Genomic DNA, 19179 nt, shown 5'->3' with positions numbered 1-19179 from the left:
TTTAGGAGCTGAGCACATGCCTTCTTATTTAGAGAGGCGGCAAATACGTTATCCATTGTATGGATTGATGGCCGTAACACTGGTGCTGATTGGATTTCTGTCTTACTATAACTGGATTATAGGAGCAGCAGGGTTCATTCTCACTGGCCTGTTGATATATTTGATTTTTCAAGTGAATCATAAAATAAGACAAGAAACGGAAGAGTATATTTCCACGCTGTCTTATCGGGTAAAAAAAGTCGGCGAAGAAGCTCTGATGGAAATGCCCATTGGGATCATGCTGGTTAATGATGACTATTATATTGAGTGGACAAATCCTTTCATAGCTGCATGTTTCAATGAAGACTCTCTTGTAGGCAAATCTCTTTATGATGTTGCCGATGCAGTCATTCCATTGATCAAACAAGAGGTGGAAACTGATATCCTCACTCTTCACGACCGGAAGTTCAGGGTGATACATAAACCTGAGGAACGCTTGCTCTACTTTTTCGATGTGACCGAACAGGCAGAAATCGAAAAAATGTACCATGATGAGCGCACGGTCATTTCAATCATTTATCTTGATAACTATGAGGAATTGACTCAGGGAATGGATGACCAGACTAAAAGCAGCTTGAACAGTCTTGTCACTTCCATTTTAAATAAATGGGCGACCAATAACGGGGTATTCCTTAAAAGGGTTTCTTCAGAAAGATTCATCGCTGTTTTTAGTGAGCATATCCTTCAGCTGCTGGAAAAGGGGAAGTTCTCGATCCTTGATGAAGTAAGGGAAACGACATCGAAGCAAAATGTCCCATTAACTTTGAGCATTGGCGTTGGCACAGGATATTCATCGCTTCCTGAGCTCGGAACTCAGGCACAGTCCAGCCTGGATCTTGCTTTGGGGCGCGGCGGTGACCAAGTGGCAATCAAACAGCCTAATGGCAAAGTTAAGTTTTATGGCGGCAAGACAAATCCTGTTGAAAAGCGGACAAGGGTTAGGGCACGCGTCATTTCTCACGCATTGAAGGAATTGGTGGTCGAGAGTGACAAGGTCTTAATCATGGGACATAAGAACCCTGATATGGACGCCATCGGTTCGGCAATAGGGATTCTTAAAGTAGCGCAGATGAATAAGCGTGAAGGCTTTATTGTCTATAATAAAAATGAGATTGATACAGGTGTGCAACGGCTGATGGATGAGATTAAGGATAATGAATCTCTCTACTCTAGATTCATTTCTCCGGAGCAAGCATATGAAATTGCATCTGATGACACATTGCTTGTCGTTGTCGATACTCATAAACCATCTCTTGTGATTGATGAGAGACTATTGAATCGGATTGAGAACGTCATCGTGATTGACCACCATCGCCGGGGAGAGGAATTCATTAAAAATCCTCTGCTCGTTTATATGGAGCCTTATGCTTCATCAACAGCTGAACTCGTGACAGAGCTACTGGAATATCAGCCGAAGAACGGTAAAATTCAGATGCTTGAGGCAACTGCTTTGTTGGCGGGAATCATCGTAGATACTAAAAGCTTCACTCTAAGGACCGGGGCCCGAACATTCGATGCTGCTTCCTATCTGCGCAGCCATGGTGCGGACACCATTTTGGTCCAAAAGTTTTTAAAAGAAGATATTAATACGTATATCAGAAGAGCGAAAATCATAGAGAATGTTTATTTTTACCGGGATGGCATTGTCATCTCAAAAGGCGCGGACGATGTATACTGCGATCATGTGTTGATAGCGCAGGCTGCAGATACACTGTTGACGATGGATGGAGTGTCAGCGTCATTTGTCATCTCAAAAAGATCTGAGGATACCATTGGCATCAGTGCAAGATCGCTTGGCGACATCAATGTCCAGGTGATCATGGAAAATCTCGAAGGTGGCGGGCATTTAACCAATGCTGCGACACAAATGTATGATATAACTACGGATGAGGCAGAAACACTTTTACAAAATGCAATAGATGATTATTTAGAAGGGGGACAAAAAGAATGAAAGTAATCTTTTTGAAGGACGTTAAAGGAAAAGGTAAAAAAGGCGAAATCAAAAATGTGGCAGATGGCTACGCACACAATTTCCTGATTAAACAGGGTCTTGCAGTTGAAGCAAATCAGGCCGCTATGAGTTCCCTGAGCGCTCAACAAAAGAAAGAAGAGAAAATGGCTCAGCAGGAGCTTGAAGATGCGAAAGCATTAAAGGAAAAGCTGGAAAAAGTTACAGTAGAATTATCTGCGAAATCTGGCGAAGACGGACGTCTATTCGGCTCAATCACTAGCAAGCAGATTGCTGATGAACTGCAAAAAAACAACGGTATCAAGCTTGATAAGCGTAAAATTGAGCTCTCGGATGCAATTCGAACACTTGGATACACAAAGGTTCCAGTCAAGCTTCATAAAGATGTGCAGGCAACTTTGAATGTCCATGTAAAAGAAGGAAAATAATTTACAGTTCCATATAGCCGTAAACATGATAAAATAATATAGTTACAGAAATAGGTGATCGGTTCTGCTGATCACTTTTTTCAATTAGACGAGAGAGTCAATTTTGTAAGGGGGCTGGCAGATGAGTGAATTATTCGCGGATCGACTTCCGCCGCAAAACATGGAAGCGGAACAAGCCGTACTTGGCGCAATATTTTTAGAGCCATCAGCTTTAACTCTTGCTTCAGAAATTTTATTACCAGATGACTTTTACCGTGTAGCACACCAGAAAATTTTCAATGTCATGCTGGATTTGAATGATAAAGGCAAAGCCATCGACCTGGTGACCGTCACTGAGGAATTGGCCTCATCCAAGCTGATTGAAGATGTTGGAGGCGTCAGCTATTTAAGTGAATTGGCTGCATCCGTTCCGACGGCTGCTAATATAGAGTATTATGCTAGAATCGTAGAAGAAAAATCACTGTTGAGAAGGCTGATCCGCACAGCATCAGGCATTGCTGAAGATGGCTATATGCGTGAGGATGAAGTCGAAGCATTGCTCGCCGAAGCAGAAAAAAACATCATGGAGGTTGCCCAGCGCAAAGGCGGAGGAGCCTTCCATAATATAAAGGATGTCCTGGTCAGGACATATGATAATATCGAGGAAATGCATAACCGAAAAGGGGATATCACCGGCCTTGAGACGGGATTCACCGAGCTTGACCGTATGACAGCAGGCTTTCAGCGAAATGATTTGATTATCGTTGGCGCCCGTCCTTCTGTTGGTAAAACCGCCTTCGCCTTGAATATCGCTCAGAACGTTGCGAAAAAGACAGGGGAAAATGTCGCGATCTTCAGTTTGGAGATGGGTGCAGAACAGCTTGTCATGCGTGTCCTTTGTGCTGAAGGAAATATCGATGCCCAGAGGCTGCGTACAGGATCCCTGAATGATGAAGACTGGGGCAAGTTGACCATGGCAATGGGAAGCCTGTCGAATGCAGGGATTTTCATTGATGATACTCCAGGTGTCAAAATTACTGATATCAGGTCAAAATGCCGCCGCTTAAAGCAGGAACAAGGGTTGGGCATGATCATGATTGACTACCTGCAACTGATTCTTGGAAGCGGCCGTGCCGGCGAAAACCGCCAGCAGGAAGTATCCGAAATATCCCGTTCCCTCAAGCAGCTGGCACGTGAATTGCAGGTCCCTGTAATCGCGTTGTCCCAGCTTTCCCGTGGTGTGGAACAGCGACAGGACAAGCGTCCGATGATGTCAGATATCCGTGAATCCGGTTCGATCGAGCAGGATGCCGATATCGTAGCCTTCCTTTACCGTGATGACTACTATGACAAGGAATCTGAAGACAAGAACATCATTGAAATCATCATTGCCAAGCAGCGTAACGGCCCGGTAGGAACCGTAAAGCTGGCATTCGTAAAAGAATACAATAAATTCGTCAATATTGAGAATCGATATGACGAATCGTACGCTCCACCAGGGGCATAATGAGAATTGACCGTATAGGTTGATTCTCTTTTTTTATCTCCATAATCTAGCAGAGCCTTTGGGGAGGCCATATAGCATGCGGATTTACACGAACGAATTAAACGAAATATAAATTTAATGTTCGTGTTTAATTGACTTTTGGTTATGTTTACTGGTAAACTTTATATGTTTGGAACGGAAAAAAATAACCGTATACCTTTGGAGGTGCTTTTTATATGTCATCCGTAGTAGTAGTAGGGACACAATGGGGAGACGAAGGAAAAGGGAAGATTACAGACTTCCTATCAGAAAATGCCGAAGTGATTGCCCGTTACCAGGGAGGTAACAACGCCGGACATACAATTAAGTTCAATGGTGAAACATATAAATTGCATTTAATTCCATCAGGAATTTTCTATAATGATAAAATCAGCGTCATCGGCAACGGAATGGTTGTGGATCCAAAAGCGTTAGTGAAGGAGCTCGCTTATCTTCACGATAAAGATGTTAAGACAGACAATCTGCGCATCAGCAACCGCGCGCATGTCATCCTTCCGTATCACTTGAAGCTTGATGAGGTGGAAGAAGCAAGCAAGGGTGCCAATAAAATTGGAACGACCAAGAAGGGAATCGGCCCTGCATATATGGACAAGGCTGCACGTACCGGAATCCGGATTGCAGATTTGTTGGACCGTGAAGTGTTTGAGGAAAAGCTTTCCCGAAATCTCGAAGAAAAGAATCGCCTGCTTGAACGAATTTACGAAACAGAAGGCTTCAAGCTTGAAGATATCTTGGATGAGTATTTTGAATATGGACAGCAAATCAAGGATTATGTTGTCGATACATCCGTCGTGCTGAACGATGCGTTGGACGAAGGACGCCGAGTGCTGTTTGAAGGAGCACAGGGAGTCATGCTCGACATCGACCAGGGTACATATCCGTTTGTTACTTCATCTAACCCAGTTGCCGGCGGTGTGACAATTGGTTCAGGAGTAGGCCCGACGAAAATCACTCATATTGTCGGCGTATCTAAAGCATATACAACGCGTGTCGGTGATGGCCCGTTCCCTACAGAGCTAGACAACGAAATCGGTCACCAGATTCGTGAAGTCGGCCGTGAATATGGCACTACTACAGGCCGTCCGCGTCGCGTCGGCTGGTTCGACAGCGTCGTCGTCCGCCATGCCCGCCGTGTCAGCGGAATCACGGATCTATCTTTAAACTCGATTGATGTTTTGACAGGAATCGAAACGCTTAAGATTTGTGTAGCTTATCGCTACAAAGGCGAGTTGATCGAAGAGTTTCCGGCTAGCCTCAAGACACTGGCAGAATGTGAACCTGTATACGAAGAACTGCCAGGTTGGACAGAAGACATCACAGGTGTAAAATCACTCGATGAATTGCCAGAAAACGCAAGACACTATCTAGAACGGATTTCACAGCTGACAGGCATTCCATTGTCCATCTTCTCAGTCGGACCGGACCGCACTCAGACAAATGTCGTGCGCAGCCCTTGGAGATCATAATTTTATACAAATCCCTCGTTCTTTCAAGAGCGGGGGATTTTTATTATTAGTAAAATAAACCAGCTGTTTTCCAGTTCGCGGAATTAATCTCCTGTTTCGTGGAAATATTATGTGATTTCGCTGAAATAAACAATTTTTATAGAGTCCAGATAGATAAACAGCATTAAATTTAAACAATAAGAGCATTGTTTGCGAAGAAAAATATATTTTTAAAGAAAAAAGCAAAAAAAATTTAAAAAAACATATACAAACAACAAAATGCTATGGTAATATAAACAACGTTGTCACTAATTCGACAAAATGTGATAATTTTTAATACGAGCCATTAGCTCAGTCGGTAGAGCATCTGACTTTTAATCAGAGGGTCGAAGGTTCGAGTCCTTCATGGCTCACCAAGTCTTTTTCTCGACAGCGAAAAAGATCAACTTTATATAGGGCCCCTTGGTCAAGCGGTTAAGACACCGCCCTTTCACGGCGGTAACACGGGTTCGAATCCCGTAGGGGTCACTTTATTACATAACTAATTGAGTAGTATTATCTTGGCCCAGTAGCTCAGTCAGTTGCTTGCTTCTCCGAATAAGCATCTGCGGCAACTTGCGAGAAAAACCGAAAGGTTTTTTGAGCACAGTTTTAAGCTAAATAAAGTTTAGGGAACAACTTATTATCATGGCTCAGTAGCTCAGTCGGTAGAGCAGGTTGCTCACATCTTTGACTCAGCTTCAGCGGCAACCTGCGAGAAAGACCGCAAGGTCATTCGAGCAAAGGACCTAAACCAATTAAAGTTTAGGGATCACTTATTATCATGGCTCAGTAGCTCAGTCGGTAGAGCAAAGGACTGAAAATCCTTGTGTCGGCGGTTCGATTCCGTCCTGAGCCATTAAAAAAGGGAGCGTGTCATATGACATGCTCTCTTTTTTTGTAATATTCTTGTAATGTAAATGTGAATTTCCTATTTTAACATGTTTGTGTTGCTATTAACAACAATCTTCAATAATAATCCTCCTAAAGTAGGAGAATACCCTGATATTACTAGGTTTTTTACTTATTTTCATTTTCTAGGATAGGAAAATATATCGATTCAGAATACCATTTTACTGACAAAAATCGTAATTAAATGTCAGCTATTATACATTTTTGTTACATAATGAAGACTAGTCTTCCCATTGATACATTATATGGTAAAGTAAAAAGGTACAATTATCAGATTATAGTTATTTAGAACTAGACTAATAGTGTTTGACCGTTGTAGGAGGATCAGGATGAATAATTTTAAACATAGGCTGTCCAATCTTGCCGGCAAAACATCTAGAGAGATGAAGCCAGCAATTAAAAAGTCGATCATGGCTGCAGTAACTGTAGCTGCGTTGTCTTTTGGTGCAGGAAATGCTGCACTTGCGGCTGAGTCTGACTTAACAACCGTGTATTATGTGTATGTAAATGATAAATTTGTAGGAACTGTAGCAGATAAATCAGAAGTAGAACAGCTGGTGGAAGACAAGTTGGCATCCGTGAAGCAGGAATACGCTGACCTTGATATCGAGCTTGGTTTAGACGTATCTTTTATTCCTGAGCAGGTGTTCAGCTCAGCTGCCAACGCAAATACAAGTGAAGTAATCGAAGTGCTTAAAGACGAGATGACTGTCCAGGCCGATGCGTCAGCTCTTGTGATTGGTGAAAACCCAGTAGCATATGTAAAAGATGCTGAAGCTGCAAAAGAAGTCCTTAAGGCATTAAAGCTTGAACATGTTACTGAAGAAGAACTAGCTGAGGTGGAGAGCAGAAAAGAATCTCCTAATCTACCAGTACCCGAAGTAAAAGAAAATGAAACTCGTATATTAGACGTTTATTTAACTAAAGAAGTTTCACATTCGGACGAAAAAGTTGATCCTGAAAAAGTACTTTCTGTAGAGGAAGCTATCCAGCTCTTTAAAAAGGGTACTTTAGAGGAACAGAAGTACCAGGTTAAAGAAGGGGATGTGTTAGGAAGCATTGCCAATTCACATAACCTGAAGCTTGCTGAATTGCTTACTTTGAATGAAGGCCTTACTGAAGACTCTGTGCTGAAACCAGGCCAGGAATTAAATGTGACTGTGTTGAAGCCTTTCGTTGAAGTCGTTGTCAATCGCCAGGTTTACGAACAAAAAGAAGTGCCTTTCGAAAGAGAAGTCAAAAAAGACTCAACCATGTTCAAGGGAGATACGAAGAAGCAGCAGGAAGGTAAAGTTGGCATGAATGGTGTTACCTATTCAGTGTCAGAACAAAATGGCAGAGTAACCAAGAAGGAAGTCATCAAGGAAACTGTACTTGAAGAGCCTGTGAAGGAAATCATCATTAAAGGTACAAAGGTTGTTCCTTCACGTGGAGATGGAACCTTTGTATGGCCGACAAATGGAGGGTATGTATCCAGCCGCCAGGGGTATCGTTGGAGCAGGATGCATAAAGGAATCGATATCGCTAGGCCGAGCAACTATACAATCAAGGCTGCTGATAATGGAAGAGTCGTATACGCTGGTAACAGGGGCGATGGATATGGCAATAAAATCATCATCGATCACCAAAACGGCTACCGTACAATGTATGCTCACCTTGCATCTATTTCAGTAAGCGTAGGTCAGTCTGTCTCTAGCGGTTCGAAAATCGGCGTCATGGGAAGGACAGGTAATTCCACCGGTATCCATCTTCATTTTGAGGTATATCACAATGGCAAGATTATCGATCCTTTGTCTAAATTGCGTTAACCTATAAGTAAAAGTCTCTAGTCAAACTAGGGACTTTTTTCATTAGTTGTTTTGCCTTTTGGAAGTGATGAGTAAGGAGCTTTAAAATACTGAACATGAAATAATCCTGTCAGTTTATTGTTATGGGCAGGATTGGTACAATTGGGAAGAGAAGAATTAGAAGTTATATAACAGATAAATTCAGTTTTTCTCTGTTTTAAAGTAAAATAGATAAGATAGCTTTTTTAAAGAGAGAAGAATTATTCATATATGATTGTCAATTTGGCTTAAAAGGAGAATTGGTATGGAGAAGAAGATACTGGTAGTAGACGATGAAAAACCAATTGCAGATATTTTACAGTTCAATCTTAAAAAAGAGGGTTACGATGTTTACTGTGCATATGATGGGAATCAGGCAGTTGAAATGGTGGAGGAAGTTCAGCCAGATTTGATCCTGCTGGATATCATGCTTCCGATGCGTGATGGCATGGAGGTTTGCCGTGAGGTCCGTAAAAAATACGAGATGCCGATTATCATGCTGACTGCTAAAGATTCGGAAATTGATAAAGTGCTCGGACTGGAACTTGGAGCGGATGATTATGTCACGAAGCCATTCAGCACAAGAGAATTGATTGCCAGGGTAAAAGCAAACCTGCGCCGTCATCAGCAGATTGCAACCAAAGAAGATGAACAGGAAGAATCCAATGAAATTACAGTTGGCTCCTTGACGATCCACCCGGATGCTTATGTTGTTTCCAAAAGAGGCGAAACGATCGAATTGACGCATCGTGAATTCGAACTTCTCCATTATCTTGCCAAGCATATTGGACAAGTCATGACACGGGAGCACTTGCTGCAAACAGTTTGGGGCTATGACTACTACGGAGATGTCCGAACAGTAGATGTAACGGTAAGACGTCTGCGTGAAAAAATTGAGGATAATCCTAGCCACCCGACATGGATCGTGACAAGACGAGGAGTAGGATACTATTTGAGAAATTCTGAGCAGGAGTAAGGACAGGGATGAAAAAGGTAGGTTTCTTTCGATCCATTCATCTTAAATTTGTGATTATATATGTCCTGCTTATTCTGGTTGCCATGCAAATCATCGGAGTTTACTTTGTCCGCAAACTTGAGACGACCCTGATGACGAATTACCAGGATTCTATAAAATCCCGTGTGGACCTGCTGGTTTATGATATACAGGAAGAGCTGGTCAAGGAGCGCGGGAAGGAAGACCCTACGAAAGAGGAAGCGATCAGGGAGATTTTAAGAGATTATAAACCCAATGATATTTCTGAAATTAGGGTAATTGACGGGAGCAGCTTCAAAGTACTCGGTACATCAAGCTCTAGTAATCAGGGGATGGTCGGACAGAGGACGCCTGATGTCAAAATCAAGCGTTCGATCATCTTTGAAGAAGATGAAGATGGCATCCAGTTGAAAGGTAATGACAGGGTTTGGGTACTATCCACACCTATCATGCATAACAGTGAAGCAATCGGTGCTGTTTATCTTGTAGCCCAGATCGAGGATATATTTAAACAGATGAATGATATTAATAAAATCCTGGCTACAGGAACAGCCATTGCCCTGATTTTTACAGCCATTTTGGGCGTATTGCTGGCACAGACGATCACGAGGCCGATATCGGATATGCGCAAACAGGCGCTGGCCATGACGCGCGGCAATTTTTCCAGGAAGGTAAAAGTTTATGGATATGATGAGATTGGCCAACTTGCGATCACTTTCAATAATCTGACAAAAAAATTGCAAGAGGCACAGGCAACAACTGAAGGAGAGAAAAGAAAGCTTTCCTCGGTCATTTCCTACATGACAGATGGTGTCATTTCTACCGACCGAAAAGGCCGCATCATCCTAATCAATGACCCTGCCACACAAATGCTGGGTGTTCCACGTGAAACAGTGCTGTCCCAGCCGTTGGTTTCGGTACTCGGTCTGGATGAAAATTATACTTTCGAAGATTTACTGCAGGAGAAGGACTCGATCGTCCTTGATTACAGCACCAAAAGCAAGCCATTTATCCTTCGGGCAAACTTTTCTGTAATTCAAAAGGAAAGCGGCTTTGTGAATGGATTGATTGCTGTCCTGTACGATATTACAGAACAAGAAAAAATTGATATGGAGAGACGTGAATTCGTTGCGAATGTTTCCCATGAACTACGGACTCCGCTGACAACGATGCGCAGCTATCTTGAGGCGTTAGCGGAAGGAGCATGGCGAGATGAGGAAATCGCTCCAAACTTCCTTGAGACTACCAGAGGTGAAACGGAGCGGATGATCCGGCTTGTTAACGATTTGCTGCAGCTTTCAAAGCTGGATAGTGTGGATTATCGCCTTTCAAAGGAATGGGTCAACTTCCCGGTCTTTTTTAACAGGATCATTGACCGATTCGAAATGACAAAGGAACAAAATGTTTCTTTCAAAAGGGAAATCACAGAGGATGCGATTTTCGTAGAAATAGATGAAGATAAAATCACGCAAGTACTCGACAATATCATTTCTAATGCGATGAAGTATTCTCCAGAGGGCGGGACGATCACATTCAGAGTGAAAGAGCTGGATGACCAGATTGTTGCGAGCATCTCTGACGAAGGTGTTGGCATCCCGAAAGATAATCTTGATAAAATTTTCGACCGTTTTTACCGTGTCGATAAAGCCAGGACCAGAAAACTTGGGGGAACAGGTCTCGGACTGGCAATTGCCAAGGAAATGGTCAATGCCCATGGCGGTAGAATTTGGGCGGAAAGTGTAGAAGGCAAAGGAACAACCGTTCAATTTACTCTTCCTTATGACCGGAGTGCAGAGGATGATTGGTCATGACATATGAAAATATAAAATCTGTTATTTTAGCATTTCTCGTTGCTCTGAGTGGTTTCTTAACCTGGAATATTTGGAATTACCAGCCGGATTATGAGTTAGTCAATAATCAAAAAACAGTTGAGGAAGTCAATATTGCTACACAGAAGGAACTTAAGAAAATCGTTAAGCCGCACCAGATTATTTATCATGCAGGCGGTAAACAGTTTGGCTCTGTAGACAATGGCTATATTGATAATATCATTGGTGTCATTTCGAAATGGAAGTACTTTGATATGGAACAGTATCCCGGGCGGATCAGTGAATTTAATGAAAAAATAGCCCAGGGAGACAATACCGAGATTATTTTTCCAGATGAAGTACCAATTGAACTCTATAAAAGAGTATTGAATATTGACGAGAAGGATATCCCGAAGTTTGATTTTGACCGGATCATTATCAATTCAGAAACAGAGCAGAAACAAGAGGGGATTGTCTATTTTTACTCGCAAAAAAACCAGGAAGTCTATGTCAGCAATGTCAGTCCTTCCTATATAAATAGTTTTACAAAAAAATACTATGATTCTTCAAGAAGGCTGACACCATATTTCCTATATACAGTTTCAGACATTAGGAAGATCTATCTGCCAACCGAAGAAGTGAATATGGTGATGCATACCTATTACCAAAATCCATTGGATTCAGAAAAATTCAAGGATGCGCTATTCGCGGATCCGAGCTTTGTACAGCGCAGCATGGTTGATGGCGTGGAGGAATACACCGATGATGCCAGCAAAATGATCGTGGATACGCAAACCAATATGATCAACTACGTGAATCCGGTCCGGTCCGGTGATTCGGTTATCGGCACGAACAATGTTTTACAGAAAAGCATTGAGTTCGTGAATAGTCATGGCGGCTGGACGGAGACTTACCGTTATGTTTATAAGGATGATTTTAACCAGAATGTTCTATTCCGCCTTTACAGCAAGGAAGGATATCCTGTGTTCAACCAGATAGGAATGTCCGAGATTTATCAACAATGGAGACAATCGGAAATCAGCAGATATGTACGCCCTGGATTCCATCTAGAGCTGCCGTTGAATCCGGAAGTCGTTACAAAGACATTGCCGTCTGGATATGAAGCGCTGGAATACCTGCAAAGCAAGAAGGATTTTAAGCTGGAGCTGCTGCAAAACCTTATGCCAGGCTATTACATGACCCAGGGACCTGAAAATTCTTTGATCCTGTTGGAGCCAGGCTGGTTCTATTTATATGATCAGCAGTGGAGGCAGCTGATCTGGGAGGAGGAATTGAATAATGGATTGGAGTAGGATCAAGACAATCTTTATTCTTACGTTCCTCGTCCTCGATGTCTATCTTGTATATCAGTTCATGAATACGAGGGATGCTGCCCAGTATGAGATCCCAAAGGAAGCGACCCTGGAGGAAAAACTGAAGAATGATGATATCACCTATGTTGAACTTCCTGATATCAAAAAGAAAGAACAGTATCTGAGTGTCAGGACAAAAACTTTCACAACCGAGGAAATGGCAAAGATCAAAGGACAGACAGTCAGCCTTGGGGATGGGACTTCTATCGAAGCTAAGCTGGAAAAGCCGTTTAAATTAACGAGCAAGTTCCAGCCGGCTGAGCTGTCCGATTTTATAAAAACGAATATTTTCGCTGGTGAACAGTATAAGTTCTGGAATAAGAATGATGAGGAAAAAACGATCACTTATTACCAAGAACATGACAATAAGACATTTTACTATAACAGCAATGCGAAATTGACGTTCTATTTCAATGAAAATAATGAAGTGACTTCGTATAAGCAAACGTATGTGGAGATCATCAGTGAGCTCTCGGATGCAGAAGAATTGCTGCCGCCACTAAGGGCACTGGAAACTCTATATAAAAAAGGATTGATCAAGCCGAAGAGTGAAATAACCGATTTTAAATTAGGATATTCCACTCTTGTTTCACTGACTGCATCACATGTCGTGACACCGACGTGGAGAGTTGAAGTTAATGGCAAGGAGAACCTTTTTGTACATGCATTCGAAGGCCGGGTCATCCCGTTGTCTGACGGAGAAAATAAAATGACGGAGTGAAGAGATATGAGTTTGCATTTTAGTGTTCTCGCCAGCGGGAGTACGGGAAATGCGATCTATGTGGAGACGGAGGGCCAATCCTTTTTAGTGGATGCCGGATTGAGCGGCAAACAGATGGATACATTATTCAAGCAAATTGGCCGTGATATGAAGGACCTCTCAGGTATATTAGTGACGCATGAACATAGCGATCATATAAAAGGCATAGGAATCGTTGCCCGTAAGTATAAGCTGCCAATCTATGCGAATGAAAAAACATGGAAAGCGATGGACGGCTTGATTGGGGAAGTCCCGCTTGAGCAGAAATTCTCTTTTGAAATGGAAACCGTAAAAACCTTCGGCGGCCTGGATATCGAATCCTTCGGTGTCTCACATGACGCGGCCGAGCCGATGTTCTACGTATTCCATAAAGAAGGCAAAAAGCTGGTGCTTATCACAGACACAGGCTATGTCAGCGACCGGATGAAAGGAATCATATCCAATGCTGATGCCTATGTGTTTGAAAGCAACCATGATGTCCAGATGCTGAGAATGGGAAGATATCCATGGAGCGTCAAGCGCCGGATCCTTAGCGATTATGGCCATGTCTCGAATGAGGATGCAGCTGTCGCCATGAGCGAAGTGGCAGGGGACAATACAAAACGGATTTATCTGGCTCATTTAAGCACAGATAACAATATGAAGGACCTTGCAAGGATGTCAGTCACCCAAACACTGGAAGGCAAAGGCATCTTAGTAGGGGAGCAGTTCGATTTGCTTGATACAGATCCAAAGACCCCAACCCCTTTGACAGCCATTTAACTTGTTTATGGGCAATGAATTTATAGGTAAAGGAGTGAAGGCATTCTGAGAATGCCTTTGCTCCTTTTTAATTTCCAGGTGAATAGAAGGGCTTATGATTTAGAAATTTTCGTTACTGATAGTATAATAATCTATATAAAAATAACTAGCATTTCTATTGGTCAATGAAAGGATTGGTGGACATTGGGTTATTATGATCAAGATTATCAAAGCCGGTATAAACCGCAAAATAGCAGGAAGGGCGGCTTCTGGGCCAGCCTGGCAGGCGCAGTCATAGGTGCATTATTGGTGATCTTCTCGATTCCCTTATTATCTAACTTGGATGTGCTGCCATATGACATAGAACCTAAAAATCAAACAGCAGTAACAGATGAAGAGCCTGCTGAAGAAAGCGAAGCAGGCAATACAACTAAGAAAAATGTATCGATTGATGTTTACTCGCAAATCACTGAAGCAGTTGACAAGGCAGGAGATGCAGTAGTAGGGATTACGAATATCCAGGAAAGTACAAGCTTCTGGGGGCAATCCCAGGAATCAGGCGGCACAGGATCTGGCGTGGTTTATAAAAAGGAAGGTGACAAAGCCTATATTGTCACAAACCATCATGTTGTGGCGGAAGCCTCCGAACTTGAGGTCAGCCTGATAGACGGAACGAAGATACCTGCCAAGCTTTTAGGAAGCGATATCTGGACTGACCTGGCTGTATTGGAAGTCCCCGCCGACAAGATAAAAGTCGTTGCTGAATTCGGTAACTCTGACAACTTGAAACCAGGTGAACCAGTTATCGCAATCGGTAACCCGCTCGGACTTACTTTTTCGGGATCCGTTACGCAGGGAATTATCTCTGGTTTAGAACGGGCGATTCCAGTCGATATCAATCAGGACGGAACGCCCGATTGGCAGGCAGAAGTTTTACAGACAGACGCAGCCATTAACCCTGGAAATAGTGGAGGAGCTTTGATTAATATCGATGGCCAGGTGGTGGGCATTAACTCGATGAAAATTGCTCAGAGTGCTGTAGAAGGAATCGGTTTATCTATTCCAATCAATTACGCTGCGCCAATCATCGAAGATCTTGAGAAGACAGGGGAAGTACAGCGGCCATTCATGGGCGTGGAGTTGGCATCAGTCAATGAAATTTCCTCTTACCACCAGCAGAACACCCTGAAGCTTCCTAAGGATGTGAACTATGGTGTCGCTATCAGAGGCGTACAGCCAAATTCACCAGCGGCACAGGCAGGATTAAAGGAGTATGACGTCATTATTGAAATGGATGGCGAGGAAATCCGGGATGTTGTTGATCTTCGCAAGCACCTTTACAATAAAAAGAAGGTTGGCGATGAGATGCAAATCAAATATTATCGAAATGGCCAGTTAGAAGAAACGACAATGAAACTCGGCGGAGAAACACTATAAGAGTTATAGAACATGACAGGAGGCGGAATGCTTCCTGTTTTTTTTAATAAGAAGTATAAATTTTGTATTAAGAATAGTGTCTAGCTACAGCGCCTAGCCAGTTTTCATCCCTGAAAGGACATCCGTGAGTATCTTGCGAGAAGCGTTAGCTTTGAGCAGCTCGAGACACTTCGGTCCTGCCAATGAAGTCAAAGAACGACTTCACTGTCAGGCCCTCCAGTGCTTGTCGGGGCTGACCAAGGCGCTTGCGCTTTTCGTATGTTAAAATGGTCATTGTGGATAAATTTAAAAGTCAATTTAAGCAAATGATAATGATATAAAAAGAAGCCGAAAGGATGAGTTTTATGAAGTATTGCTGCGGTGAACATGTAGAATTGGCGCTGGATGAAGCGGTCGATGAGTTTGAAACTGCACCTCAATTAACAAAGTTGGAAGCTGTTGATAAGTCCGAGTTTGTCTGTGGATACTGTGGACAACCTGCTATATATATTGTGGCGAACGAATGATCGCCTACTAAATGTGGATATCGATGTGAATATGTGGATAACTTCTGTTGATAAGTTGTTCGTAAACTGTTTGTAAAGTGGGGATGACTGTGAATATCTCAATCGTGACGGTTGGCAAATTGAAAGAAAAATACCTGAAACAAGGTATTGAGGAATATTTAAAACGGCTGGGAAGCTATGCAAAAGTGGAGGTCATCGAGGTGCCTGATGAAAAAGCACCTGAGGAATTAAGCGATACTGAAATGATCCAGGTCAAACAAAAAGAAGGCGAACGGATACTCGCGAAAATTGGCCAGGATACATTTGTTATCGCTTTAGCTATTAATGGAAAACTCAAATCATCAGAAGAGCTCGCAGATACCCTCGATAAACTGGCGACGTACGGAAAAAGCAAAGTCGCTTTCGTTATCGGAGGATCTCTGGGACTGAGTGATGAAGTCCTAAAGAGGGCAGATGAACAGCTAAGCTTTTCGAAGATGACCTTCCCGCACCAGCTGATGCGGCTGATCCTCGTTGAGCAAATTTATCGGGCTTACAGGATAAACCGTGGGGAACCGTACCATAAATAACGGTAAACTTATCTAAATAAAGAGTTTTATTTAAAGAAAAAAGATCACTTAAAAAAGTAAGAAGGGAAATCATCTAATGGTGATTTCCCTTCTCCTTTTTGTTTCTATTTATAAGCTAATATGTCACAATTGTTGTATTTTATTAAAAATGCTGAATAGAGGAGTTGTTATCCATGGGTATTCTTTTAAATTAACTGGCATGTTTCTATTTGTAAAAATATCCTCAGCCACAACGTTAGGATGTAGTGCTCCAGTTAAAAAATATATTTGGTTACTTGGGTTAGGGAGGATATCTCCAAAGGATTGAATATATAATTTATCATATTCCTCCAGTTTTTCTTGATTAGAGGGGTCAAGTATTTCTTTATTACTTATTTTAATATCTAATAATGAACAAACATGGTTATTATCAAGTCCATTAAGGTTTGAAGTTACAATAAGATAAATTTGCTTATGAGGTATATTAAGTTCAGTTGCAATTCTAAGAATACTAGATATATCTTTTTTCCAGTGGTCAGCTCTATGGAACCCTAAATCAGTATAGAACCTAAAAAGTGCTTTAGGAGTTTCCTCTCGCTTAATAACTAATACTGCGTTCGAATGTTCATGTACTGTAAAACCCGATAAGTATCTTTCAAGAAAACCAATTTGCATTGGTATAAGATTTTGAGAAACTTTTACTGCACTTTTCCTTTGAAGTCCCTCATCAAACTTACGTTTAGTTTCATCTAAATAAATGTTAGTAGTGTTTATAAAAAATTCTTCCTCAGGCAACATGGGTGAATGTGTAATAAAATTAGCTTCAGAATTAGTTATTGAGTGCATTTCATTCTCAAACTTTTTTTCTGCTTGTGATGATACACTTAGGTTTTTAGAAATAGATTCAAGGGCAGTAGCTATACGATCAAGATGATACTCAATTCTACTCATGAAATTCCTCCTAAAATATTTTGGCTTTGCTTGCTAATTAAAAATATACAACAGCAAAACAAATATTGCAAAAGCAAAATAAATTATGCTAAGATTAAAATGTAAAATATTTCTTTTAATAACTTGATAAAATGGGGAGGAGATCATTGTGTCAATTAGCTTTTTAGACAAAGATTTTGGGTTGACATTCTTTTCGTTATTAGATTCTGCTCAGCAGCAAGTTCGAATAATTTCACCCTTTATTGGATTTAAAACAGCAAAAGCATTAACAGAGAATATTGGAGATCTTGACAATAAAGTTGAATGTACATTAATAACACGATTCGACAGAGAAGATTTTATTAATAGAGCAAGTAGTATTACTGGATTAGAACTTCTCATTAATGCTGGAGTAAATGTATATGCTCTACAAGAACTTCATACTAAACTCTATATATTCGATAAGGAATCCGTAATCATGGGATCTGCTAACTTTACTTTTAATGGATTTTATAAGAATCATGAGTTTGGAATTTTTATGGAAGACGAAATACTATTTAGTGAAGAATGTATTAATTACTTTGAATGTTTACTAAGCGAGATAAAGGAGTCAGGAGATTGGATAGTAACAAAAGAGAAGATTGCAGAGGAAAAAAGAATATGTGATAAGATTGTTGCCCAAAGAGCTTTTGATCAAAAGAAACCTGGTAAAAACTCCTTCCCAGTAGTTAATCAACCTAATCCTGTAAAATGGGGTGCAAAACTGCCTTCCCATGACTCCCAACCCAAAGAAGGTAGCATCTCAGACTTTATTGAAGAAATACTAAATAGTAAAGGTTTGGAAGAAAAGATAAGGGAGCAAAATACAGGAATTTGGCTAAAGTTTGAAGGTAACAGTGAAAATCGTATTCCAAATAATCTAACCTTTCTAGAAAGGAGAAGAAAGGAGCATTTTAAACGTACTTTTTTCCCAAAAGCGCCTTCTGGTATAAAAAGTGGGCAAACTTTATTTATGACAATGGTTACTAATGATATTGATGGTAATGGAACTCCTATTATAGTCGGATATGCAAGAACATCAGGTTATAAAAAGGAAAATGTTATTCACGGAAATGCTCCTTTTAATACAGTTGATCATGGAAGATATCCATATTTTGTTGAGTTGGAGGAAGGTCGATTTTTAAAAGGTCCTATAAAGTATGGTATTTCACTAAGAGAACTTGCCAGAGAGCTAAATACAGATTTATATCCTAATCATAAAGATAACTTTAATAAGATAATATATACACACAGCAAAAGTCACATATACAAATAACCAAAAAAGCAGAAGATTACATTATGCAGCGATTAGAGTCATTGTTTAAAATTCACGGAGTAGATGTTATTTAGACACTTTGAAAACCTCTAAAGAAATAGCCTAGCAATATTTTGCTAGGCTAGTTACTTATTTTTCATATAACTAAATTTTAGAAATAACGTATTTCGAAAGGTTAATACCTTTCCTAACTTCAGTTTTATAAGAATCATTTATTCCAGACGCTTTTACAATTTCAGATGCACTATAGTTATTTTTTAAAATTAGCTCTCCATATTTAATTCCAAAAAGATGTATAAAAGTGGCCTGCTCTTTATCTGGTGCATTAGTGTACATTTTTCTTAAAATATCTCCTAGTTCAGTGATGGACATAATGAGATGCTCCAATCTATTTTAAATTTTAAATTATAAAATTCTACAATGAGCTATAAATTCCTTTCAAAACCATAAAGATAATTCTTATTGTAGATAAGGGAGCGGTTAGTGGAAGACATAATAATAAGGTCTGAGTGGAAAAATAGGCGATGAAATAAAAAAAGACACCGAAATGTCTTTATGTACTTTCAAATCAAGCTCACCGATAA

16 protein-coding genes and 3 tRNA genes are annotated in these 19179 nt (G+C 40.9%); 17 read left to right on the top strand and 2 right to left on the bottom strand.

Annotated features, from left to right (window positions below):
* Positions 1 to 16: 16 nt before the first annotated feature.
* The 16 genes from FOF60_RS24255 to rlmH all read left to right on the top strand — a co-directional run bounded on the left by FOF60_RS24255 (position 17) and on the right by rlmH (position 16371).
* Complete coding sequence (locus tag FOF60_RS24255; protein ID WP_192472725.1) at positions 17 to 1990, top strand: DHH family phosphoesterase; 1974 nt, start codon at positions 17 to 19, stop codon at positions 1988 to 1990.
* On the top strand, positions 1987 to 2436 hold the full coding sequence (gene rplI / locus FOF60_RS24250) for a 50S ribosomal protein L9 (RefSeq protein ID WP_192472724.1): 450 nt from the start codon (positions 1987 to 1989) through the stop codon (positions 2434 to 2436). Before FOF60_RS24255 ends, rplI begins: the two co-directional genes overlap by 4 nt.
* Positions 2437 to 2557: 121 nt before the next feature.
* Positions 2558 to 3922, top strand: a complete 1365-nt coding sequence (gene dnaB / locus FOF60_RS24245) for a replicative DNA helicase (RefSeq protein WP_192472723.1) — start codon at positions 2558 to 2560, stop codon at positions 3920 to 3922.
* Positions 3923 to 4137: 215 nt separating this feature from the next.
* Positions 4138 to 5427 (top strand): adenylosuccinate synthase, encoded by a 1290-nt coding sequence (locus FOF60_RS24240; RefSeq protein ID WP_192472722.1) that lies wholly within the window; start codon positions 4138 to 4140, stop codon positions 5425 to 5427.
* A gap of 319 nt (positions 5428 to 5746) precedes the next feature.
* Positions 5747 to 5822, top strand: a tRNA-Lys gene (locus tag FOF60_RS24235).
* Between the two features lie 40 nt (positions 5823 to 5862).
* Positions 5863 to 5934 (top strand) — tRNA-Glu (locus tag FOF60_RS24230).
* A 297-nt stretch (positions 5935 to 6231) separates the two neighbouring features.
* Positions 6232 to 6304, top strand: a tRNA-Phe gene (locus FOF60_RS24225).
* 382 nt (positions 6305 to 6686) lie between these two features.
* On the top strand, positions 6687 to 8165 hold the full coding sequence (locus FOF60_RS24220; protein WP_192472721.1) for a M23 family metallopeptidase: 1479 nt from the start codon (positions 6687 to 6689) through the stop codon (positions 8163 to 8165).
* Between the two features lie 283 nt (positions 8166 to 8448).
* Entirely contained in the window at positions 8449 to 9159 is a 711-nt protein-coding gene (gene yycF / locus FOF60_RS24215; RefSeq protein ID WP_192472720.1) for a response regulator YycF, read from the top strand.
* 8 nt (positions 9160 to 9167) lie between these two features.
* Complete coding sequence (gene walK / locus FOF60_RS24210) at positions 9168 to 10988, top strand: cell wall metabolism sensor histidine kinase WalK (protein ID WP_192472719.1); 1821 nt, start codon at positions 9168 to 9170, stop codon at positions 10986 to 10988.
* The gene (locus FOF60_RS24205; RefSeq protein WP_192472718.1) at positions 10985 to 12298 is read left to right on the top strand and encodes a YycH family regulatory protein; all 1314 of its coding nucleotides are present in this window, start codon (positions 10985 to 10987) and stop codon (positions 12296 to 12298) included. Before walK ends, FOF60_RS24205 begins: the two co-directional genes overlap by 4 nt.
* A complete protein-coding gene (locus tag FOF60_RS24200) occupies positions 12285 to 13079 on the top strand; it encodes a two-component system regulatory protein YycI (protein WP_192472717.1) in 795 nt (264 codons plus the stop codon). The genes FOF60_RS24205 and FOF60_RS24200 overlap by 14 nt, the downstream gene beginning before the upstream one ends.
* A 6-nt stretch (positions 13080 to 13085) precedes the next feature.
* On the top strand, positions 13086 to 13880 hold the full coding sequence (locus tag FOF60_RS24195) for an MBL fold metallo-hydrolase (protein WP_192472716.1): 795 nt from the start codon (positions 13086 to 13088) through the stop codon (positions 13878 to 13880).
* Positions 13881 to 14063: 183 nt separating this feature from the next.
* Complete coding sequence (locus tag FOF60_RS24190) at positions 14064 to 15296, top strand: S1C family serine protease (protein WP_192472715.1); 1233 nt, start codon at positions 14064 to 14066, stop codon at positions 15294 to 15296.
* A 335-nt stretch (positions 15297 to 15631) separates the two neighbouring features.
* Entirely contained in the window at positions 15632 to 15802 is a 171-nt protein-coding gene (locus FOF60_RS24185; RefSeq protein WP_413632784.1) for a CxxH/CxxC protein, read from the top strand.
* Between the two features lie 89 nt (positions 15803 to 15891).
* Entirely contained in the window at positions 15892 to 16371 is a 480-nt protein-coding gene (rlmH, locus tag FOF60_RS24180) for a 23S rRNA (pseudouridine(1915)-N(3))-methyltransferase RlmH (RefSeq protein WP_192472714.1), read from the top strand.
* A 123-nt stretch (positions 16372 to 16494) separates the two neighbouring features.
* Here rlmH and FOF60_RS24175 read toward each other — a convergent pair whose 3' ends face one another.
* Positions 16495 to 17301 carry a hypothetical protein gene (locus FOF60_RS24175; RefSeq protein WP_192472713.1) on the bottom strand — a complete coding sequence of 269 codons (807 nt, stop codon included), beginning with the start codon at positions 17299 to 17301 and terminating at the stop codon, positions 16495 to 16497.
* Positions 17302 to 17449: 148 nt separating this feature from the next.
* Between FOF60_RS24175 and FOF60_RS24170 the strand changes: the two genes are divergently transcribed.
* A complete protein-coding gene (locus FOF60_RS24170) occupies positions 17450 to 18595 on the top strand; it encodes a phospholipase D family protein (protein WP_264647622.1) in 1146 nt (381 codons plus the stop codon).
* Between the two features lie 144 nt (positions 18596 to 18739).
* Here the strand turns inward: FOF60_RS24170 and FOF60_RS24165 are convergent, their stop codons facing one another.
* Positions 18740 to 18967, bottom strand: coding sequence for an HTH-like domain-containing protein (locus FOF60_RS24165; protein ID WP_192472711.1), 228 nt, complete (start codon positions 18965 to 18967; stop codon positions 18740 to 18742).
* Positions 18968 to 19179 lie beyond the last annotated feature (212 nt).

Source organism: Mesobacillus jeotgali (assembly GCF_014856545.2).
GTDB lineage: Bacteria > Bacillota > Bacilli > Bacillales > Cytobacillaceae > Mesobacillus.
Note: the sequence above shows the minus strand (reverse complement) of the source record. Positions and strands in the feature narration are given on the sequence as shown.